This window comes from Proluteimonas luteida (assembly GCF_021191695.1).
GTDB classification, from domain to species: Bacteria; Pseudomonadota; Gammaproteobacteria; order Xanthomonadales; family Xanthomonadaceae; genus Luteimonas; species Luteimonas luteida.
Genome location: NZ_JAIWPT010000023.1, coordinates 1 through 14,957 on the forward strand (window position 1 = coordinate 1; position 14,957 = coordinate 14,957).

General features: G+C 67.6%; 13 protein-coding genes. 2 read left to right on the forward strand and 11 right to left on the reverse strand.

Going from position 1 to position 14,957, the window contains the following annotated elements:
- From LDO26_RS16200 to LDO26_RS16215, 4 genes are all read right to left on the reverse strand, one after another.
- Positions 1–2,081 (reverse strand): carbon starvation CstA family protein (locus LDO26_RS16200; protein ID WP_232132136.1); only part of this gene is annotated, 2,081 nt, incomplete at its 3' end.
- Between the two features lie 121 nt (positions 2,082–2,202).
- Entirely contained in the window at positions 2,203–3,006 is an 804-nt protein-coding gene (locus LDO26_RS16205) for a fumarylacetoacetate hydrolase family protein (RefSeq protein WP_232132137.1), read from the reverse strand.
- 32 nt (positions 3,007–3,038) lie between these two features.
- A complete protein-coding gene (locus LDO26_RS16210) occupies positions 3,039–4,400 on the reverse strand; it encodes an OprO/OprP family phosphate-selective porin (RefSeq protein ID WP_232132138.1) in 1,362 nt (453 codons plus the stop codon).
- Complete coding sequence (locus LDO26_RS16215; RefSeq protein ID WP_232132139.1) at positions 4,401–5,495, reverse strand: ABC transporter substrate-binding protein; 1,095 nt, start codon at positions 5,493–5,495, stop codon at positions 4,401–4,403. It lies immediately after the preceding gene.
- Positions 5,496–5,591: 96 nt separating this feature from the next.
- Here LDO26_RS16215 and LDO26_RS16220 point away from each other — a divergent pair, with 96 nt between their 5' ends.
- Positions 5,592–6,257 carry a response regulator gene (locus LDO26_RS16220; RefSeq protein ID WP_232132140.1) on the forward strand — a complete coding sequence of 222 codons (666 nt, stop codon included), beginning with the start codon at positions 5,592–5,594 and terminating at the stop codon, positions 6,255–6,257.
- Between the two features lie 43 nt (positions 6,258–6,300).
- Positions 6,301–7,656 (forward strand): sensor histidine kinase, encoded by a 1,356-nt coding sequence (locus LDO26_RS16225; RefSeq protein ID WP_232132141.1) that lies wholly within the window; start codon positions 6,301–6,303, stop codon positions 7,654–7,656.
- 16 nt (positions 7,657–7,672) lie between these two features.
- On the opposite strand, the gene LDO26_RS16230 is transcribed toward LDO26_RS16225, so the two are convergent.
- The 7 genes from LDO26_RS16230 to LDO26_RS16260 all read right to left on the reverse strand — a co-directional run bounded on the left by LDO26_RS16230 (position 7,673) and on the right by LDO26_RS16260 (position 14,953).
- Positions 7,673–7,897 carry a YbdD/YjiX family protein gene (locus LDO26_RS16230; protein ID WP_232132142.1) on the reverse strand — a complete coding sequence of 75 codons (225 nt, stop codon included), beginning with the start codon at positions 7,895–7,897 and terminating at the stop codon, positions 7,673–7,675.
- Positions 7,898–7,922: 25 nt separating this feature from the next.
- Complete coding sequence (locus LDO26_RS16235) at positions 7,923–10,016, reverse strand: carbon starvation CstA family protein (RefSeq protein ID WP_232132143.1); 2,094 nt, start codon at positions 10,014–10,016, stop codon at positions 7,923–7,925.
- A gap of 115 nt (positions 10,017–10,131) precedes the next feature.
- Positions 10,132–11,136, reverse strand: a complete 1,005-nt coding sequence (locus tag LDO26_RS16240; RefSeq protein ID WP_232132144.1) for a magnesium and cobalt transport protein CorA — start codon at positions 11,134–11,136, stop codon at positions 10,132–10,134.
- A 96-nt stretch (positions 11,137–11,232) separates the two neighbouring features.
- Positions 11,233–12,477: a lipoprotein N-acyltransferase Lnb domain-containing protein gene (locus LDO26_RS16245; RefSeq protein ID WP_435594113.1), complete on the reverse strand. Its 1,245-nt coding sequence runs from the start codon at positions 12,475–12,477 to the stop codon at positions 11,233–11,235.
- On the reverse strand, positions 12,452–13,321 hold the full coding sequence (locus LDO26_RS16250; protein WP_232132145.1) for a CorC family transporter: 870 nt from the start codon (positions 13,319–13,321) through the stop codon (positions 12,452–12,454). Before LDO26_RS16250 ends, LDO26_RS16245 begins: the two co-directional genes overlap by 26 nt.
- A gap of 140 nt (positions 13,322–13,461) precedes the next feature.
- Positions 13,462–13,950, reverse strand: coding sequence for an rRNA maturation RNase YbeY (gene ybeY / locus LDO26_RS16255; protein ID WP_232132146.1), 489 nt, complete (start codon positions 13,948–13,950; stop codon positions 13,462–13,464).
- A 13-nt stretch (positions 13,951–13,963) separates the two neighbouring features.
- Positions 13,964–14,953, reverse strand: a complete 990-nt coding sequence (locus tag LDO26_RS16260; RefSeq protein ID WP_232132147.1) for a PhoH family protein — start codon at positions 14,951–14,953, stop codon at positions 13,964–13,966.
- Positions 14,954–14,957: the final 4 nt, after the last annotated feature.

Consider the following 14,957-nt stretch of genomic DNA (forward strand, 5'->3'; position numbering starts at 1 on the left):
TTCTGCTGCTCGGGGGTCAGCTCGATGTAGGGCGACTCCTTCGCGGTCGGCGTCGGGCTGCGGCGTGCCCGCAGGATCGCGCGGATGGCGAAGAACAGCACGCTGAACACCACGAACAGGAACAGCACGGTCAGGCCGGTGTTGACGTAGCCGTTGACCACGACCTGGCGCATCTGGCCGACGGTCTTGGCCGCGCCCAGCAGCTCGCCGTTGGCGATCGCCGCCTGGTAGTGGCGCGACTGGGCGATGAAGCCCAGCGCCGGCTTGGGATCGAAGATCTTGATCAGGCCGGCATAGGTGGTGCAGATCAGCAGCCACACCGCCGGGACGATCGTGACCCAGGCGTAGCGGTCCTTCTTCATCTTGAACAGCACCACCGTGCACAGCATCAGCGCGATGCCGGCCAGCATCTGGTTGGCGATGCCGAACAGCGGCCACAGCGTGTTGATGCCGCCCAGCGGATCGACGACGCCCTGGTAGAGGAAGTAGCCCCACAGTGCGACACAGCCCGCGGTGCCGATCATGTTGGCGCTCCACGACTCCGTGCGGCGCAGCACCGGCACGAAGTTGCCCAGCAGGTCCTGCAGCATGAAGCGGCCGGCACGGGTGCCCGCGTCGACCGCGGTCAGGATGAACAGCGCCTCGAACAGGATCGCGAAGTGGTACCAGAACGCCATCGCCGCGTCGCCGGTGCCGGGCAGTGCGTCGTGCAGGATCACCGCGATGCCGACCGCCAGCGTCGGTGCGCCGCCGGCGCGCGAGATGATCGAGTGCTCGCCGATCTGCTGGGCCTTGAGCTCCAGCGCCTCGGGCGTGATGACGAAGCCCATCTGGCTGACCGCCGCGGCCGCGCTCTGCACGTCGGTGCCGAGCACCGCGGCGGGGCTGTTCATCGCGAAGTAGATGCCCGGGTCGAGGATCGAGGCCGCGACCAGCGCCATGATCGCCACGAACGACTCCATCAGCATGCCGCCGTAGCCGATGTAGCGGGCGTGGGTCTCGTTGGCCAGCAGCTTGGGCGTGGTGCCCGAGGAGATCAGCGCGTGGAAGCCGGAGACGGCGCCACAGGCGATGGTGATGAACAGGAACGGGAACAGCCCGCCCTTCCACACCGGGCCGTCGCCGGTGAAGGCGAACTCGGTCAGCGCCGGCATCTTCAGCGAGGTGACCTCCGGGCTGGCGATGACGATGCCGATCGCCAGCGCGACGATCACGCCGATCTTCAGGAACGTCGACAGGTAGTCGCGCGGGGCCAGCAGCAGCCACACCGGCAGCACCGCGGCGACGAAGCCGTAGCCGATCAGCATCCAGGTGATCTGGGTGCCGGTGAAGGTGAACGCCGGGCCCCAGTACGGGTCCGCGCCGACCTTGCCGCCGAACCAGATCGCGGCCAGCAGCAGGATGATGCCCACGACCGAGATCTCGCCGATCTTGCCCGGGCGGATGTAGCGCATGTAGATGCCCATGAAGATCGCGATGGGCATCGTCGCGATGACCGTGAACATGCCCCAGGGACTCTCGGCCAGCGCCTTGACGACGATCATCGCCAGCACCGCGAGGATGATGATCATGATCATGAAGGCGCCGAACAGGGCGATGGTGCCGGCGACCGGCCCCATCTCCTCGCGGACCAGGTCGCCGAGCGAGCGGCCGTTGCGGCGCTCGGAGACGAACAGGACCATGAAGTCCTGGACCGCGCCGGCCAGGACCACGCCGACGATCAGCCACAGCATGCCGGGCAGGTAGCCCATCTGCGCGGCGAGCACCGGGCCGACCAGCGGACCGGCGCCTGCGATCGCGGCGAAGTGGTGGCCGAACAGCACGTGCTTGTTGGTGGGCACGTAGTCCAGACCGTCGTTGTTGACGATCGCGGGCGTGGCCCGGCGGGGATCGAGGCCCATCACCTTGTTGGCGATGAACAGGCTGTAGTAGCGGTAGGCGACCAGATAGATCGACACCGCCGCGACGACGATCCAGAGCGCGCTGATCTGCTCGCCCTGGCGCAGGGCGACGACGCCCAGACACGAAGCGCCCAGCAGCGCGACCGCGCCCCAGAGCACATGGTTGAAAACACCCTTCATGACAAGTTCTCCGGAACAGGATCAACACGGCCGGGCGGTCCCGTCAGCGCCGGCTCTCATGGATCGCAACGCAGCTGCGACGGCATGCCCGGGCAAGCCCGGACATGTCGTCGCCTTGGCGTCAGACGACGTCGATGACCAGCGGCTCCAGCCCGTCGATCGTCGCCACCATGTGATCGCCGCGCACGACCGGCCCCACGCCTTCGGGCGTTCCGGTGTAGATCAGGTCGCCGGCACCGAGCTCCACTTGCTTGGAAAGTTCGACGATGATCTCCCGGACATTCCAGATCATGTGGTCGAGGTCGCTGTCCTGGCGGACCTTGTCGTTCACGTCCAGACGGATCCGGCCACGCTCCAGGAAGCCCGTCTTGGCGATGGGGGTGATCGCCCCGCAGGGGGCGCTGTCCTCGAACGACTTGCCGATTTCCCACGGCTTTTCCATCGCCTTCATGTCGCTCTGGCGGTCGCGGCGTGTCATGTCGAAGCCTACCGCGTATCCATAGATGAGATCGGGGACCTGGTCCGGCGTGACGTTGTAGCCCGCGGCCTTGATGGCGACGACGAGTTCCGTCTCGAACTGGAAGTCGTCGGTGAGGGCGGGGTAGCGCATCTTGCCGCCGCTCTGGACGATCATGTCGCGCTGCTTCTGGAAAAAGAACGGCGGTTCGGCGTCGTTGTTGTTGAGTTCTCGGATATGCGCGAGATAGTTGCGGCCGACGCAATGGATCCTGCGGACGGGAAACTTGCCGGCTTCGCCGGTGACCGGCAGGTATACCTGCGCGGGCGGTGGAATCACGGTGTCCACGCTGGTCGGGGCGGCGGCGCCGCCTGCCGCGGCCCGGGCGATGCCCGTACCAGCCACCGACATGGCGGCGACCCCTGCCAGCCCGGTCGAAACGAACTTCCTGCGATTGTTGTCGATCATCTCTGTTCTCCTGCGGTGATTGATGCGGTGATTCAGAAGGACACCTGCATGCGCGTGGTGACCGTGTTGCCGGAATCAGGTCCGGCGAACGGGCCAGATCTGTTGTCGGTTTTCCAGTGGATGAGGTTGAGCATCAACTTGCTCCAGCCGGTCAGGTGCCAGTTGGCGCCCAGCGTGATGGCGGAACCGTCGCCGCCGTATGGCGCGTCCCGGTAGTCCAGCCGCTCGTATCTGGCCAGGATCTCCAGCGCGCCGGGTCCGCCTGCGCTGATCGGCGACGAGATCTCGGGCCGTGACAGGCGTCCGTTCCGCTTCGAATAACCAACGGCGCCGCCGAAGATGTGGCCGACGGAGATGTTGAATGTGTCGGCCTGGACGCTGTCGTAGGCGGCATGGCCTTCGACCTCGAAATCGCGTTTCCCGGCTTCCGCGAACGCCCAGGTCGTCGGATGCACGATGCCGAGTTCCAGGCCATAGGCGTCTCCGCCCGAGAAACTGCCGATGTCTCCCAGCGACACGCGGACGTTGTCGTTCAGTCGACCGCCGATCACGGTGTTCCTGGAATAGCCGGGGTTCGCCTCCGAGAGTTCCTCCCGGTAACCCCAGCCACCGACATGCGCGAACGTCTCCCCGCCGAGCGCGGGGTTGAAGTGGGCGCGCATGATCAGCGCGTTGCCGTCGCTCGAGGACCAGTCGTCGTCGACGTCGTCGCCGACGTATTGGAGGCTCGCGTGCCAGTTCCGACCGTACAGGCGCGCCATGACGCCGACGCCGAAGTAGCCCTGGGTCGGGTTGAGTGCGGTGGCGGTGATGCTGCGCTCGAGGAACGGGGTCTCGTCGTTCCCGGTCGAACTTTCGAGGCTGCGGTCGTTGAGCATGTTGCCGAACCTGACGTCGTAGCCGAGATTGCCGACGTTGCTGCGCCATCCGACGAGAGCGCCCTTCACTTCGAGCGTGTTGTCCGTGAACTCGCTCTCGAACTGGTAGAAGAAGTTCTCGCCGACGCCGCCCTCGAAACCGAGCCTGGCCGAACGCAGGCCGGTGGTCGTGATGTTGCGGTCGTCGTGGTCCGACCCGAAGGTGGAGCTCGCGTCGATCAGCACCCGCCCCCGGATGCGGAAGTCGGTTCCCGTATCCGGATCGGTGAAGGTCGGCGCGCCGTCGCTCCATTCGATTCCGCTGCCGCCCGCGGCAACGGTCGCCGGCGTCGCGGCGGGCACCTGGTTCTCGAGGGCCGAGAGGCGCGATTTGAGCATCTCGATCTCGGCCGATTGCCTTTCCACGATTTCAAGCAGTGCCTGCTGGTCCGGAGGGCTTGCGTTGGCCGTGCCCGGAAGCAGGATGGTTCCGACCACCAGGGCCAGGCTGGCGGCCTTCTCGACGGTGCTGTGCATTCATTCCTCCCGTGAATCCGGCCTTGGCCGGGGTCGATTCAGATCCGATGTAGCGGCATGAAGCGAAGCCTTCCATTGGCCGAGAAGGCGCTCCCTGCGCATCTGGTCGAAATCGGCAAGCAGGGACGGTCCGAGCCGGATTGGCCTGAACTGTCGTCCCCGGAACGTGGGATCTTCGACATCCAGCCTGACTGCGCCCAGGCGTTCGTCGGCGATGATGGTCTGCGCTTCGCGCGAGAGCAGGAAGTCGAGGAACTCCGCGGCTTGCTCCGGGTTCGGTGCGCGTTCGGGGATGAAGGCCACCCGCGAGATCATCAACGTGTAGTCGGTCGGCATTACCGGCCTGACATGCGGCGCATCCTCGCCGAGCGGATAGGAGGCGAGCATGTTGTAGGCGATCGACACGTCTCCCTGCTTCACGGCTTCGTAGAGCTGCCGGTTGGTCTCGAATACCTTCGGCGAGGTCTTCGCGATCGCGAGGTAGAGACCTTCGGCGCTCCGGGATGCGATCAGGTCCTGGGAGTAGCCCATGAAGGCGATTTCGTTGGTCTCCAGGTCGAGAATCCCGATCTTTCCCTGGAGCGTCGCGCTGTTCTCGTTGATGAACCTGGCCAGTGCCTCGTGCGTGACGGGGTAGTCACCGGAAGCGACGAGGTTGCTGTTGAACGCATAGATCATCGCCTCCGACGTGATCGCGTAGCCTTCGTCCTTCCAGACCGACCAGGAGGGAAGCGCGCGCCGTTCGCGGGTGCGATGCGGTCTGGAATGGCCGTCGTTGATGAGCTTGATCTGGGCCGACATCGACGAGTTCCAGACCACGTCCGCGGCCGGTAGCCCGAGGGATTCGTCGGAAATGAACTGCTGGTAGGTGAGCGCGGAATCGCGACGCTGGTAGTCGACACGGATGCCCGGATGCCGCTGCTCGAACGACGCGAGCAGACGCGCGGCGCGATGCTCCTCGAGCGTGCCGTAGACCGTGATCCGCCGGGTGTCACCACTGCCTGGAATCTTGCGCGCGGCGTCGCAGCCGGCCAGCGCGATGGCCAGAAAAAACGTGCTCGCGGCCGCCAGACAGGGCTGCAGCCATGTCCGCATGATCCACCTCCCTCCCGTTTGCAACAGCCTTTCTTTCTCTTGTTATTCTTGGAATGTAGTCAAAGGTTCCTGTCACCAACGTGTCATCGGGGAACGATGCGCATCCTTGTTGTCGAAGACGATCTGGCCGTCGCGCGTGGGATCATGAACGCGGCCCGGACGCAGGGTTGGGCGGTGGATCACGTTGCGCGCGGCCAGCTTGCCGTCGACGAAGCCTTGGCAGTCGTCTACGCCGTGGTGATCCTGGACCTGGGCCTGCCCGATCTCGACGGGCTCGATGTCCTGCGTCGGCTGCGGGCGCGCGGCTCGACGGTTCCGGTGCTGGTCTTGACTGCCCGGGACCGTCTGGTCGACCGGGTGTCGGGACTGGACGCCGGGGCGGACGACTATCTCCTCAAGCCATTCGACCTCGATGAACTGAGCGCAAGGGTGCGGGCACTGGCGCGGCGCAGCCAGGGCGCTGCGCTGACCGCGACGCTGTGCATCGGGCGCCTGGAGATCGACCGCGGCAAGGGCGAGGCGTGCGTCGACGGCGAGACGCTCGACCTCAGGCCGCGGGAATGGGCGGTGCTGGACGCACTTGCCGTGCATCCCGGGACGCTGGTGGGGCGGGAGCGCCTGGCATCGGAGATCTTCAGCCACGAGGATCCCGTGACTCCCAACGCACTGGACGTGCACGTGGGCAGGCTGCGCAGGAAACTGTCGCCATTCGGCATCACGGTGCGCACCGTCCGCGGGCGGGGCTATGTCCTGGAGGCGTGAGGCGGGCCGTGCGCGAAATTCGCTCGCGTTGCGGATCCTCGTCGTGCTGGTCGTGCCGATGGTGCTGTTCGCGGTGGCCTTCGGAGTGGGGGGAACCCTGCTGATCCAGCGCGTCGTCAACCTGTCGTCCGACAGGTTGTTGACTGGCGCGGTCCGCGCGATCGCGGAAAGTGCAACGGTGGAGGATGGCCGGATCTGGGTGAACATCCCGCCGTGGGTGCTCGGCCTGCTCGACAATCCGGAGCGTGACAGTGTCTATTACAGCGTCGTGCAGGACGGGGTGCTGCTCACCGGCTATGCGGACCTTCAGGTCCCCGGCTCGCTGGCGCGCGGGGACGTCGCGATTCTCGATTCCCGCCATGGCAACGATGCCGTCCGGCAGGTGTCGCAGCGGGTCGCGCTGGTCGGGGTGGACCGGGACGTGATCGTCACCGTTGCCCAGAGCCTGGATTCCCGACGCGCAATACGCGACGACCTCGTGGGACGGTTGCTGCTGCTGGAGGCGGCCCTTCTGGTGGTTTCCGCCTGGCTCGTGCTGCTGGCCGTACGCTGGAATCTCCGGCCGCTGGGTCGGATCAAGCGTTACCTGGAGCGCACGGGAAGCGGCGATGTCCGGGGGTTCCAGGCAGTCGACCTGCGTGGCGTTCCGAACGAGTTGCGTCCGGCGCTCGAGGCGTTCAACCAGTTGCTGACCCGGCTCGACGAGATGAACAAGGCGGCGATGCGCTTCTCGGCGGATGCGTCCCACCAGATGCGTACTCCGCTGACCGTCCTCAAGATGAATCTCGAACTGCTGGCCAAGCGCTGGCAGGGACGGGACGTCGACAGCGAAATGCTCGGCGATGCGCGTGAAGCGGCCGATCGCCTGAACCGGCTGCTGCTGCAGCTGCTTGCGCTGGCGCGTGCGGAATCCGGTGCCGATCGCGGTCTGGAAAAGATCGACCTCTCCGCCCACGTCGGCGAAGTCGTGCGGCGATTGTCGCGCGATGCGGACAGGGCTGGCGTGAGCATGCGCCTGGAGGTCGAGAACGGGACGTACGCACTGGCGAATCCCGAGCTCCTTGATCAGGTGCTGTCGAATCTTCTGGACAACGCGATCAAGTACGGGGCCGGCGGTCCCGTGCGCGTGCAGGTGGGTACGACCGACCACCGCCCGTTCGTGGCCATCAGTGACCGTGGTCCGGGCATTCCACCGGAGGATCGCGTGCGCGCGTTCGAGAGGTTCACGCGGCTGTCGGCGGCCCAGGACGTCACCGGCAGCGGCCTGGGGCTTTCGATCGTGAAGATGTACGTGGACCAGCAGGGCGGCAGCATCGAGCTGCTCGACAACGAGGACGGCGCGGGATTGACGGTGGTGCTCAGCTTGCGCGAGCTGCGGCCGGTCGACCCGGCCGCATGATCGCGCGCGGTTCCGCTCAGCAGCAGCGGAACCCGTTGCGCCCGCCGAAGCGGGCTTCCTGACGTTCGCGGAAGAAGGTCTTGTAGTCCATCGGTTCGCGGTCGGGATGCTTCTCCAGCACGTGCCGGACATAGTTGTCGTAGTCCGGGATGCCGCAGCACAGGCGCGCGGTCTGCACGAACCTCCGCCACACACGCTTGTGCGTGGCGAAGTGTTCGGCGGTGACCAGTTGCCCGGCCATCAGCGGATCGCTCCGGCGGCGGCCATCACAGCCATGCCTTCTGCTGCTCGGGGGTCAGCTCGATGTAGGGCGACTCCTTCGCGGTCGGCGTCGGGCTGCGGCGTGCCCGCAGGATCGCGCGGATGGCGAAGAACAGCACGCTGAACACCACGAACAGGAACAGCACGGTCAGGCCGGTGTTGACGTAGCCGTTGACCACGACCTGGCGCATCTGGCCGACGGTCTTGGCCGCGCCCAGCAGCTCGCCGTTGGCGATCGCCGCCTGGTAGTGGCGCGACTGGGCGATGAAGCCCAGCGCCGGCTTGGGATCGAAGATCTTGATCAGGCCGGCATAGGTGGTGCAGATCAGCAGCCACACCGCCGGGACGATCGTGACCCAGGCGTAGCGGTCCTTCTTCATCTTGAACAGCACCACCGTGCACAGCATCAGCGCGATGCCGGCCAGCATCTGGTTGGCGATGCCGAACAGCGGCCACAGCGTGTTGATGCCGCCCAGCGGATCGACGACGCCCTGGTAGAGGAAGTAGCCCCACAGTGCGACACAGCCCGCGGTGCCGATCATGTTGGCGCTCCACGACTCCGTGCGGCGCAGCACCGGCACGAAGTTGCCCAGCAGGTCCTGCAGCATGAAGCGGCCGGCACGGGTGCCCGCGTCGACCGCGGTCAGGATGAACAGCGCCTCGAACAGGATCGCGAAGTGGTACCAGAACGCCATCGCCGCGTCGCCGGTGCCGGGCAGTGCGTCGTGCAGGATCACCGCGATGCCGACCGCCAGCGTCGGTGCGCCGCCGGCGCGCGAGATGATCGAGTGCTCGCCGATCTGCTGGGCCTTGAGCTCCAGCGCCTCGGGCGTGATGACGAAGCCCATCTGGCTGACCGCCGCGGCCGCGCTCTGCACGTCGGTGCCGAGCACCGCGGCGGGGCTGTTCATCGCGAAGTAGATGCCCGGGTCGAGGATCGAGGCCGCGACCAGCGCCATGATCGCCACGAACGACTCCATCAGCATGCCGCCGTAGCCGATGTAGCGGGCGTGGGTCTCGTTGGCCAGCAGCTTGGGCGTGGTGCCCGAGGAGATCAGCGCGTGGAAGCCGGAGACGGCGCCACAGGCGATGGTGATGAACAGGAACGGGAACAGCCCGCCCTTCCACACCGGGCCGTCGCCGGTGAAGGCGAACTCGGTCAGCGCCGGCATCTTCAGCGAGGTGACCTCCGGGCTGGCGATGACGATGCCGATCGCCAGCGCGACGATCACGCCGATCTTCAGGAACGTCGACAGGTAGTCGCGCGGGGCCAGCAGCAGCCACACCGGCAGCACCGCGGCGACGAAGCCGTAGCCGATCAGCATCCAGGTGATCTGGGTGCCGGTGAAGGTGAACGCCGGGCCCCAGTACGGGTCCGCGCCGACCTTGCCGCCGAACCAGATCGCGGCCAGCAGCAGGATGATGCCCACGACCGAGATCTCGCCGATCTTGCCCGGGCGGATGTAGCGCATGTAGATGCCCATGAAGATCGCGATGGGCATCGTCGCGATGACCGTGAACATGCCCCAGGGACTCTCGGCCAGCGCCTTGACGACGATCATCGCCAGCACCGCGAGGATGATGATCATGATCATGAAGGCGCCGAACAGGGCGATGGTGCCGGCGACCGGCCCCATCTCCTCGCGGACCAGGTCGCCGAGCGAGCGGCCGTTGCGGCGCTCGGAGACGAACAGGACCATGAAGTCCTGGACCGCGCCGGCCAGGACCACGCCGACGATCAGCCACAGCATGCCGGGCAGGTAGCCCATCTGCGCGGCGAGCACCGGGCCGACCAGCGGACCGGCGCCTGCGATCGCGGCGAAGTGGTGGCCGAACAGCACGTGCTTGTTGGTGGGCACGTAGTCCAGACCGTCGTTGTTGACGATCGCGGGCGTGGCCCGGCGGGGATCGAGGCCCATCACCTTGTTGGCGATGAACAGGCTGTAGTAGCGGTAGGCGACCAGATAGATCGACACCGCCGCGACGACGATCCAGAGCGCGCTGATCTGCTCGCCCTGGCGCAGGGCGACGACGCCCAGACACGAAGCGCCCAGCAGCGCGACCGCGCCCCAGAGCACATGGTTGAAAACACCCTTCATTTGGAGATCCCCTCGGTGGAGGCGCACAGGGTCGCCCTGCGAGGCGATGCGGTCAATCGCCGTTGACCGCAATCCGTCGGATTGTGCGTAAGACTTTCGTCGCAATCGACAGGCTTCAAAGCCAGCCGATCCTGCGCAGATAGCGGTAGAGCAAGGTGACGATGACCGCGATGCCGCCGATCAGCACCGGATACGCCCAGGGCTGCTCGAACTCCCGCATGCCCTCGAAATTCATGCCGTACCAGCTGGTGATCAGGGTCGGCGCCGCCAGCAGGGCCGCCCATGCGCCGAGCTTCTTGACGATCTCGCCCTGGGTCAGGGTGACCAGCGCCTGGTTGACGCCGAGCGCGGTGCCGAGCATGTCGCGCAGCACGTCGATGCTCTCGTTGATCCGCACCGAGTGGTCGAGCACGTCGCGCAGGTAGAGCCTGGTTTCCGCCGGGACCAGCGGACTGCTGCTGCGCACCAGCTGCGACAGCACGTCCTGCAGCGGCGCCATCGCCACGCGCATGTAGGTCAGCTCGCGCTTGAGCTCGTAGAGCCGGATCACGATGCCGCGGTGGAACTTCTCGCTGATGATCTCCTGTTCCAGCGCGGTCAGCGTGGCCTTGAACTCGTCGACGATCGGCAGGTAGTTGTCGACGATCGCATCGAGCACCGCATACAGTCCGCAGGCCGGGCCCATCGCCAGCAGCGCCGGATCGCGCTCGATGCGCTGGCGCGCCGACGCGTACGACAGCGAGGCGCCGTGACGCACGGTGACCAGGTAGCGCGGGCCGAGGAAGAGGTGGGTCTCGCCATAGACGATGCGTTCGCCGACCGCCTGCGCGGTATTGGCGACGACGAACAACGAGTCGCCATAGGCTTCCAGCTTCGGACGCTGGTGTGCCTTGCTGGCATCCTCGATCGCCAGGTCGTGCAGGCCGAAGTCGGCCTGCAGCCGGGTCAGCACCGCCGGCTCGGGCTCGTACAGGCCGATCCACACGAAGCTGCGGTCGTCCGCGGCCAGCGCACTGCCGATCTCGTCGAGCACGATGTCGCGCTTGCCGTCCGGGCCGTAGACGACGCAGTTGATGACGCTCGACGGGTTGGCGGGCGGCGGGGGCGACGGATTCTGCATCGCGCCATCCTCGGGCAAGCGCGCCGGCGCGACAAGCGGACTGTCGGCACGGCAGTGATGCGGCGTACGCGCCACGTGTGGCGACCGGCGGTGCCGTTATCGGGCGCGCTGCCCGCCCGCCGGGCGCAATGCCGCCAGCAGCGCGATGTGCACCGGCAGCAGCAGCGCCAGCCATGCCGCGTTGCGCTGCGGCAGCACCGGCAGCCAGTGCAGGAACAGGCCGACGATGCCGAGCACGGCGACGCTCCACAGCAGCCAGTGGAACAGGCGGCCCGGCGGTCGGCCGCGGGCCAGGCGCCAGCCGCCGGGCAGCAGCAGCAGGCACAGCGGATTGAACAGCAGCAGGTTCTGGTTGCGCCAGGCGAAGCCGTGCGCGGTGCCGAGCCACAGGAACAGCATCAGCCCGCCGAGCACCGCGCAGACCGTCCAGAACGGCAGCGCGGCCGCCGCCACGCGCCGCGGTGCGCGCCGGCCGATGGCGACGATCGCGGCCGCGATCGCCAGGCCGGCCAGCAGCCACGGCCACACCAGCCGGGGACGTTCCGCGGGTTCGGGCGGCTGGCGGTGCGCGATGATCTCGACCTCGTCCGTCACCAGCGGCCGGCCGTCGGCATTGCGTGCCTCGCGCAACGCGTCGGCCAGCCGCATCGGCACGAAGCTGTCCTCCCACAGTGCATTGGGGCGGTCCGCCGCCGGGCCGAGCCCGATGTCGAAGCCCAGCCACATCCACGGCGCCGGCGATGCCAGGCGGACCGCGTCGCCGCGGTAGGTGTTGCCGCGCGAGCGGCCCTGCAGCTGCCGGCGCAGGACGCCGCCCAGCGCGTCGTCGAGCGCGTCGCGTACGCGGGTCGAGCAGTTGTCGGTGAAGTAGTCGTAGCGGTAGTGCGCGTTCTCGGGCAGGGCGTTGCGCGCCAGCGCATCGGCCAGATGGCGCGCCTGCCGCGGGTCCAGGTCCAGCCACTGGATCGACACGCCGCGGCCGACGTCGCGGTAGTACGCCAGGTCCTCGTCCAGTGGCAGCGCGGCCAGCTGGTAGCGCATGTCGCCGCGGATGAAGCGGGACGTGAAGTCCGGCTCGTAGGGGTCGAAGAAGCCGAAGTTGTACGACAGCGGCCCGGGCAGCGCGGGGTCGTCGACGACGATCGCGTTGTGGCCGAAGCGCTCGAAGAACACCTCGCCCGGCTGCATCGTCGCCACGCCGATGCGCAGGCCGTCGCCGGCCGCTGCGGAGGACTGCCGCGCCGCGGCCGGCATCGCGACCAACGCCAGCAGGCACAGCAGCGCAGCCAGCCAGACGCGGGCGGCGCCGCCCGGATTACGCCTCGGCATGCACGCTGACATGCAGCGCGTGCAGGCGGCGGGAGTCGGCATCGGTGACGCGGAAGTCGAACCGGCCGATGGTCAGCTCCTCGCCGACCTCGGGCAGGTGGCCCATCGCGGCGGTGATCACCCCGCCGATGGTGTCGTACTCGGTGTCGTCGAAATCGGCGCCGAAGCGCTCGTTGAAATCGTCGACCGGGGTCAGCGCGCTGACCGCGAACTGGCCGTCGGCCTGGGCCGCGATCAGCGCGTTCGGGTCCTCGGCGTCGTCGTGCTCGTCGTCGATCTCGCCGACGATCTCCTCGAGCAGGTCCTCGATCGTCACCAGCCCGGCGACGCCGCCGTACTCGTCGATGACGATCGCCATGTGGTTGCGCGACAGGCGGAACTCGCGCAGCAGCACGTTGAGCTTCTTCGACTCGGGGATCAGCACCGCCGGCCGCAGCAGGCCGTGGATCGTGCCCGGGCCGTTGTCGGCGACCACGCCGCGCAGCAGGTCCTTGGCCAGCAGGATGCCGAGGATCTCGTCCTTGTCCTCGCCGTGCACCGGGAAGCGCGAGTGGCCGGATTCGACCACCTGCTTCATCAGGTCGATGAAGCGCGCGTCCGCGGACAGCGCGACCATCTGCGCGCGCGGCACCATGACGTCGCCGACGGTCTTGCTGGAGATGCCGAGCGCACCTTCGAACATGCGCAGCGTGTCGGCGTCGATCAGTCCGTCGGCGTGGGTGTCGCGCAGCAGCTCGAGCAGGTCCTCGCGGTTGCTGGGTTCGCCGGAAATCGCCGAGCTCAGGCGCTCGAGCCAGCCGCGACGGCGTTCATGGGGTTCGGAACCGGGGGAGGGTCGACTGTCGTCCTCGGACATGGTGCAAGTGCTTGATCGGAAAGCGCCCGGACGGGACGCAGGGAAAGTCTAGCAGGCTGCCGCGGGGCGGGTCTCGATCCGGGATCCGCGGCCGCGGATCCCGGGAAGCGCCGTCGACGGCGCCGCCCGTGTGCCGCCGCTCAGCGGATCTCGCCGGCGTAGGGGTCGGTGATGCCGAGCTCGGCGAGGATCTCGCGTTCGAGCTGCTCCATCGCCTCGGCCTCCTTCTCGTCCTCGTGGTCCCAGCCGAGCAGGTGCAGCACGCCGTGCACGGTGAGGTGGGCGTAGTGGGCATTGAGCGGCTTGCCCTGCTCGGCGGCCTCGCGCGCGACCACCGGCGCGCAGATCACCAGGTCGCCGAGCAGCGGCAGGTGCACGTCCGCGGGCAGGCCCTCCGGCAGTTCCGCCGGGAACGACAGCACGTTGGTCGCATAGTCCTTGCCGCGGTAATGGCGGTTGAGCGCGCGGCCCTCGTCCTCGCCGACGATACGGATCGCGAGATCAGCCTCGCGGATGCGGCCGGCGAACGCCAGCGCGGCCCAGCGGCGGAAACTCGCCGCCGCCGGGATGCCCTTGCGCGGCGTGGCATAGCCAACGGCGACATCGAGGCGGACCGGGCCCTGGGTCATCATCGGCGCCGCCTCAGGCCGGCCCGGTCGCCGCGTCGGCCGCGTCGCGGCGTTCGTAGGCGCTGACGATGCGCGCGACCAGCGGATGGCGCACGACGTCGCGCGCCTCGAAGAAGGTGAAGCTGACGCCGTCGACGTCGCGCAGCACGTCGATCGCGTCGCGCAGGCCCGACTTCACGTGCTTGGGCAGGTCGATCTGGGTCAGGTCGCCGGTGACCACCGCGGTGGAGCCGAAACCCAGCCGGGTCAGGAACATCTTCATCTGCTCGATGGTGGTGTTCTGGGCCTCGTCGAGGATCACGAACGCGTCGTTGAGCGTGCGTCCGCGCATGTAGGCCAGCGGCGCGATCTCGATGACGTTGCGCTCCAGCAGCTTGGCCACCTTCTCCACGCCGAGCATCTCGTACAGCGCGTCGTAGAGCGGGCGCAGGTAGGGGTCGACCTTCTGCGACAGGTCGCCCGGCAGGAAGCCGAGCTTCTCGCCGGCCTCGACCGCCGGGCGCACCAGGACCAGTCGCTGCACGCGCGACTCGTTGAGCGCCTCGACCGCCATCGCAACCGCGAGGAAGGTCTTGCCGGTACCGGCCGGGCCGATGCCGAAATTGATGTCGTGGGTGGTGATGCGGTGCAGGTACTTGGCCTGGTTCGCGCCGCGGCCACGGATCGTGCCGCGCTTGACCTTCACCGCGACTTCCTGCGGCGTGTAGGCCACGGACGCGGGGTCGTCGTCGACGTTGGCCTCGCTCAGGCGCAGCGCGATCGCATGGCTGTCGAACACCTCGTGGTCGGTTTCCGCGTACAGCGACTGCAGCAGCTTCTTCGCGCGCTCGATCGCGCCGGCGTCGCGGCCGGTGACCCGGAACACGTTGCCGCGATTGGCGATCTCCACGCCGAGCCGCAGCTCGATCTGGCGCAGGTGGCTGTCGAACGGGCCGGCGAGGTTGGCCAGGCGTTCGATGTCGGCCGGCTCGAGAAGGAAGTTGGTCTGGTGGGGGTGGGACATAGGC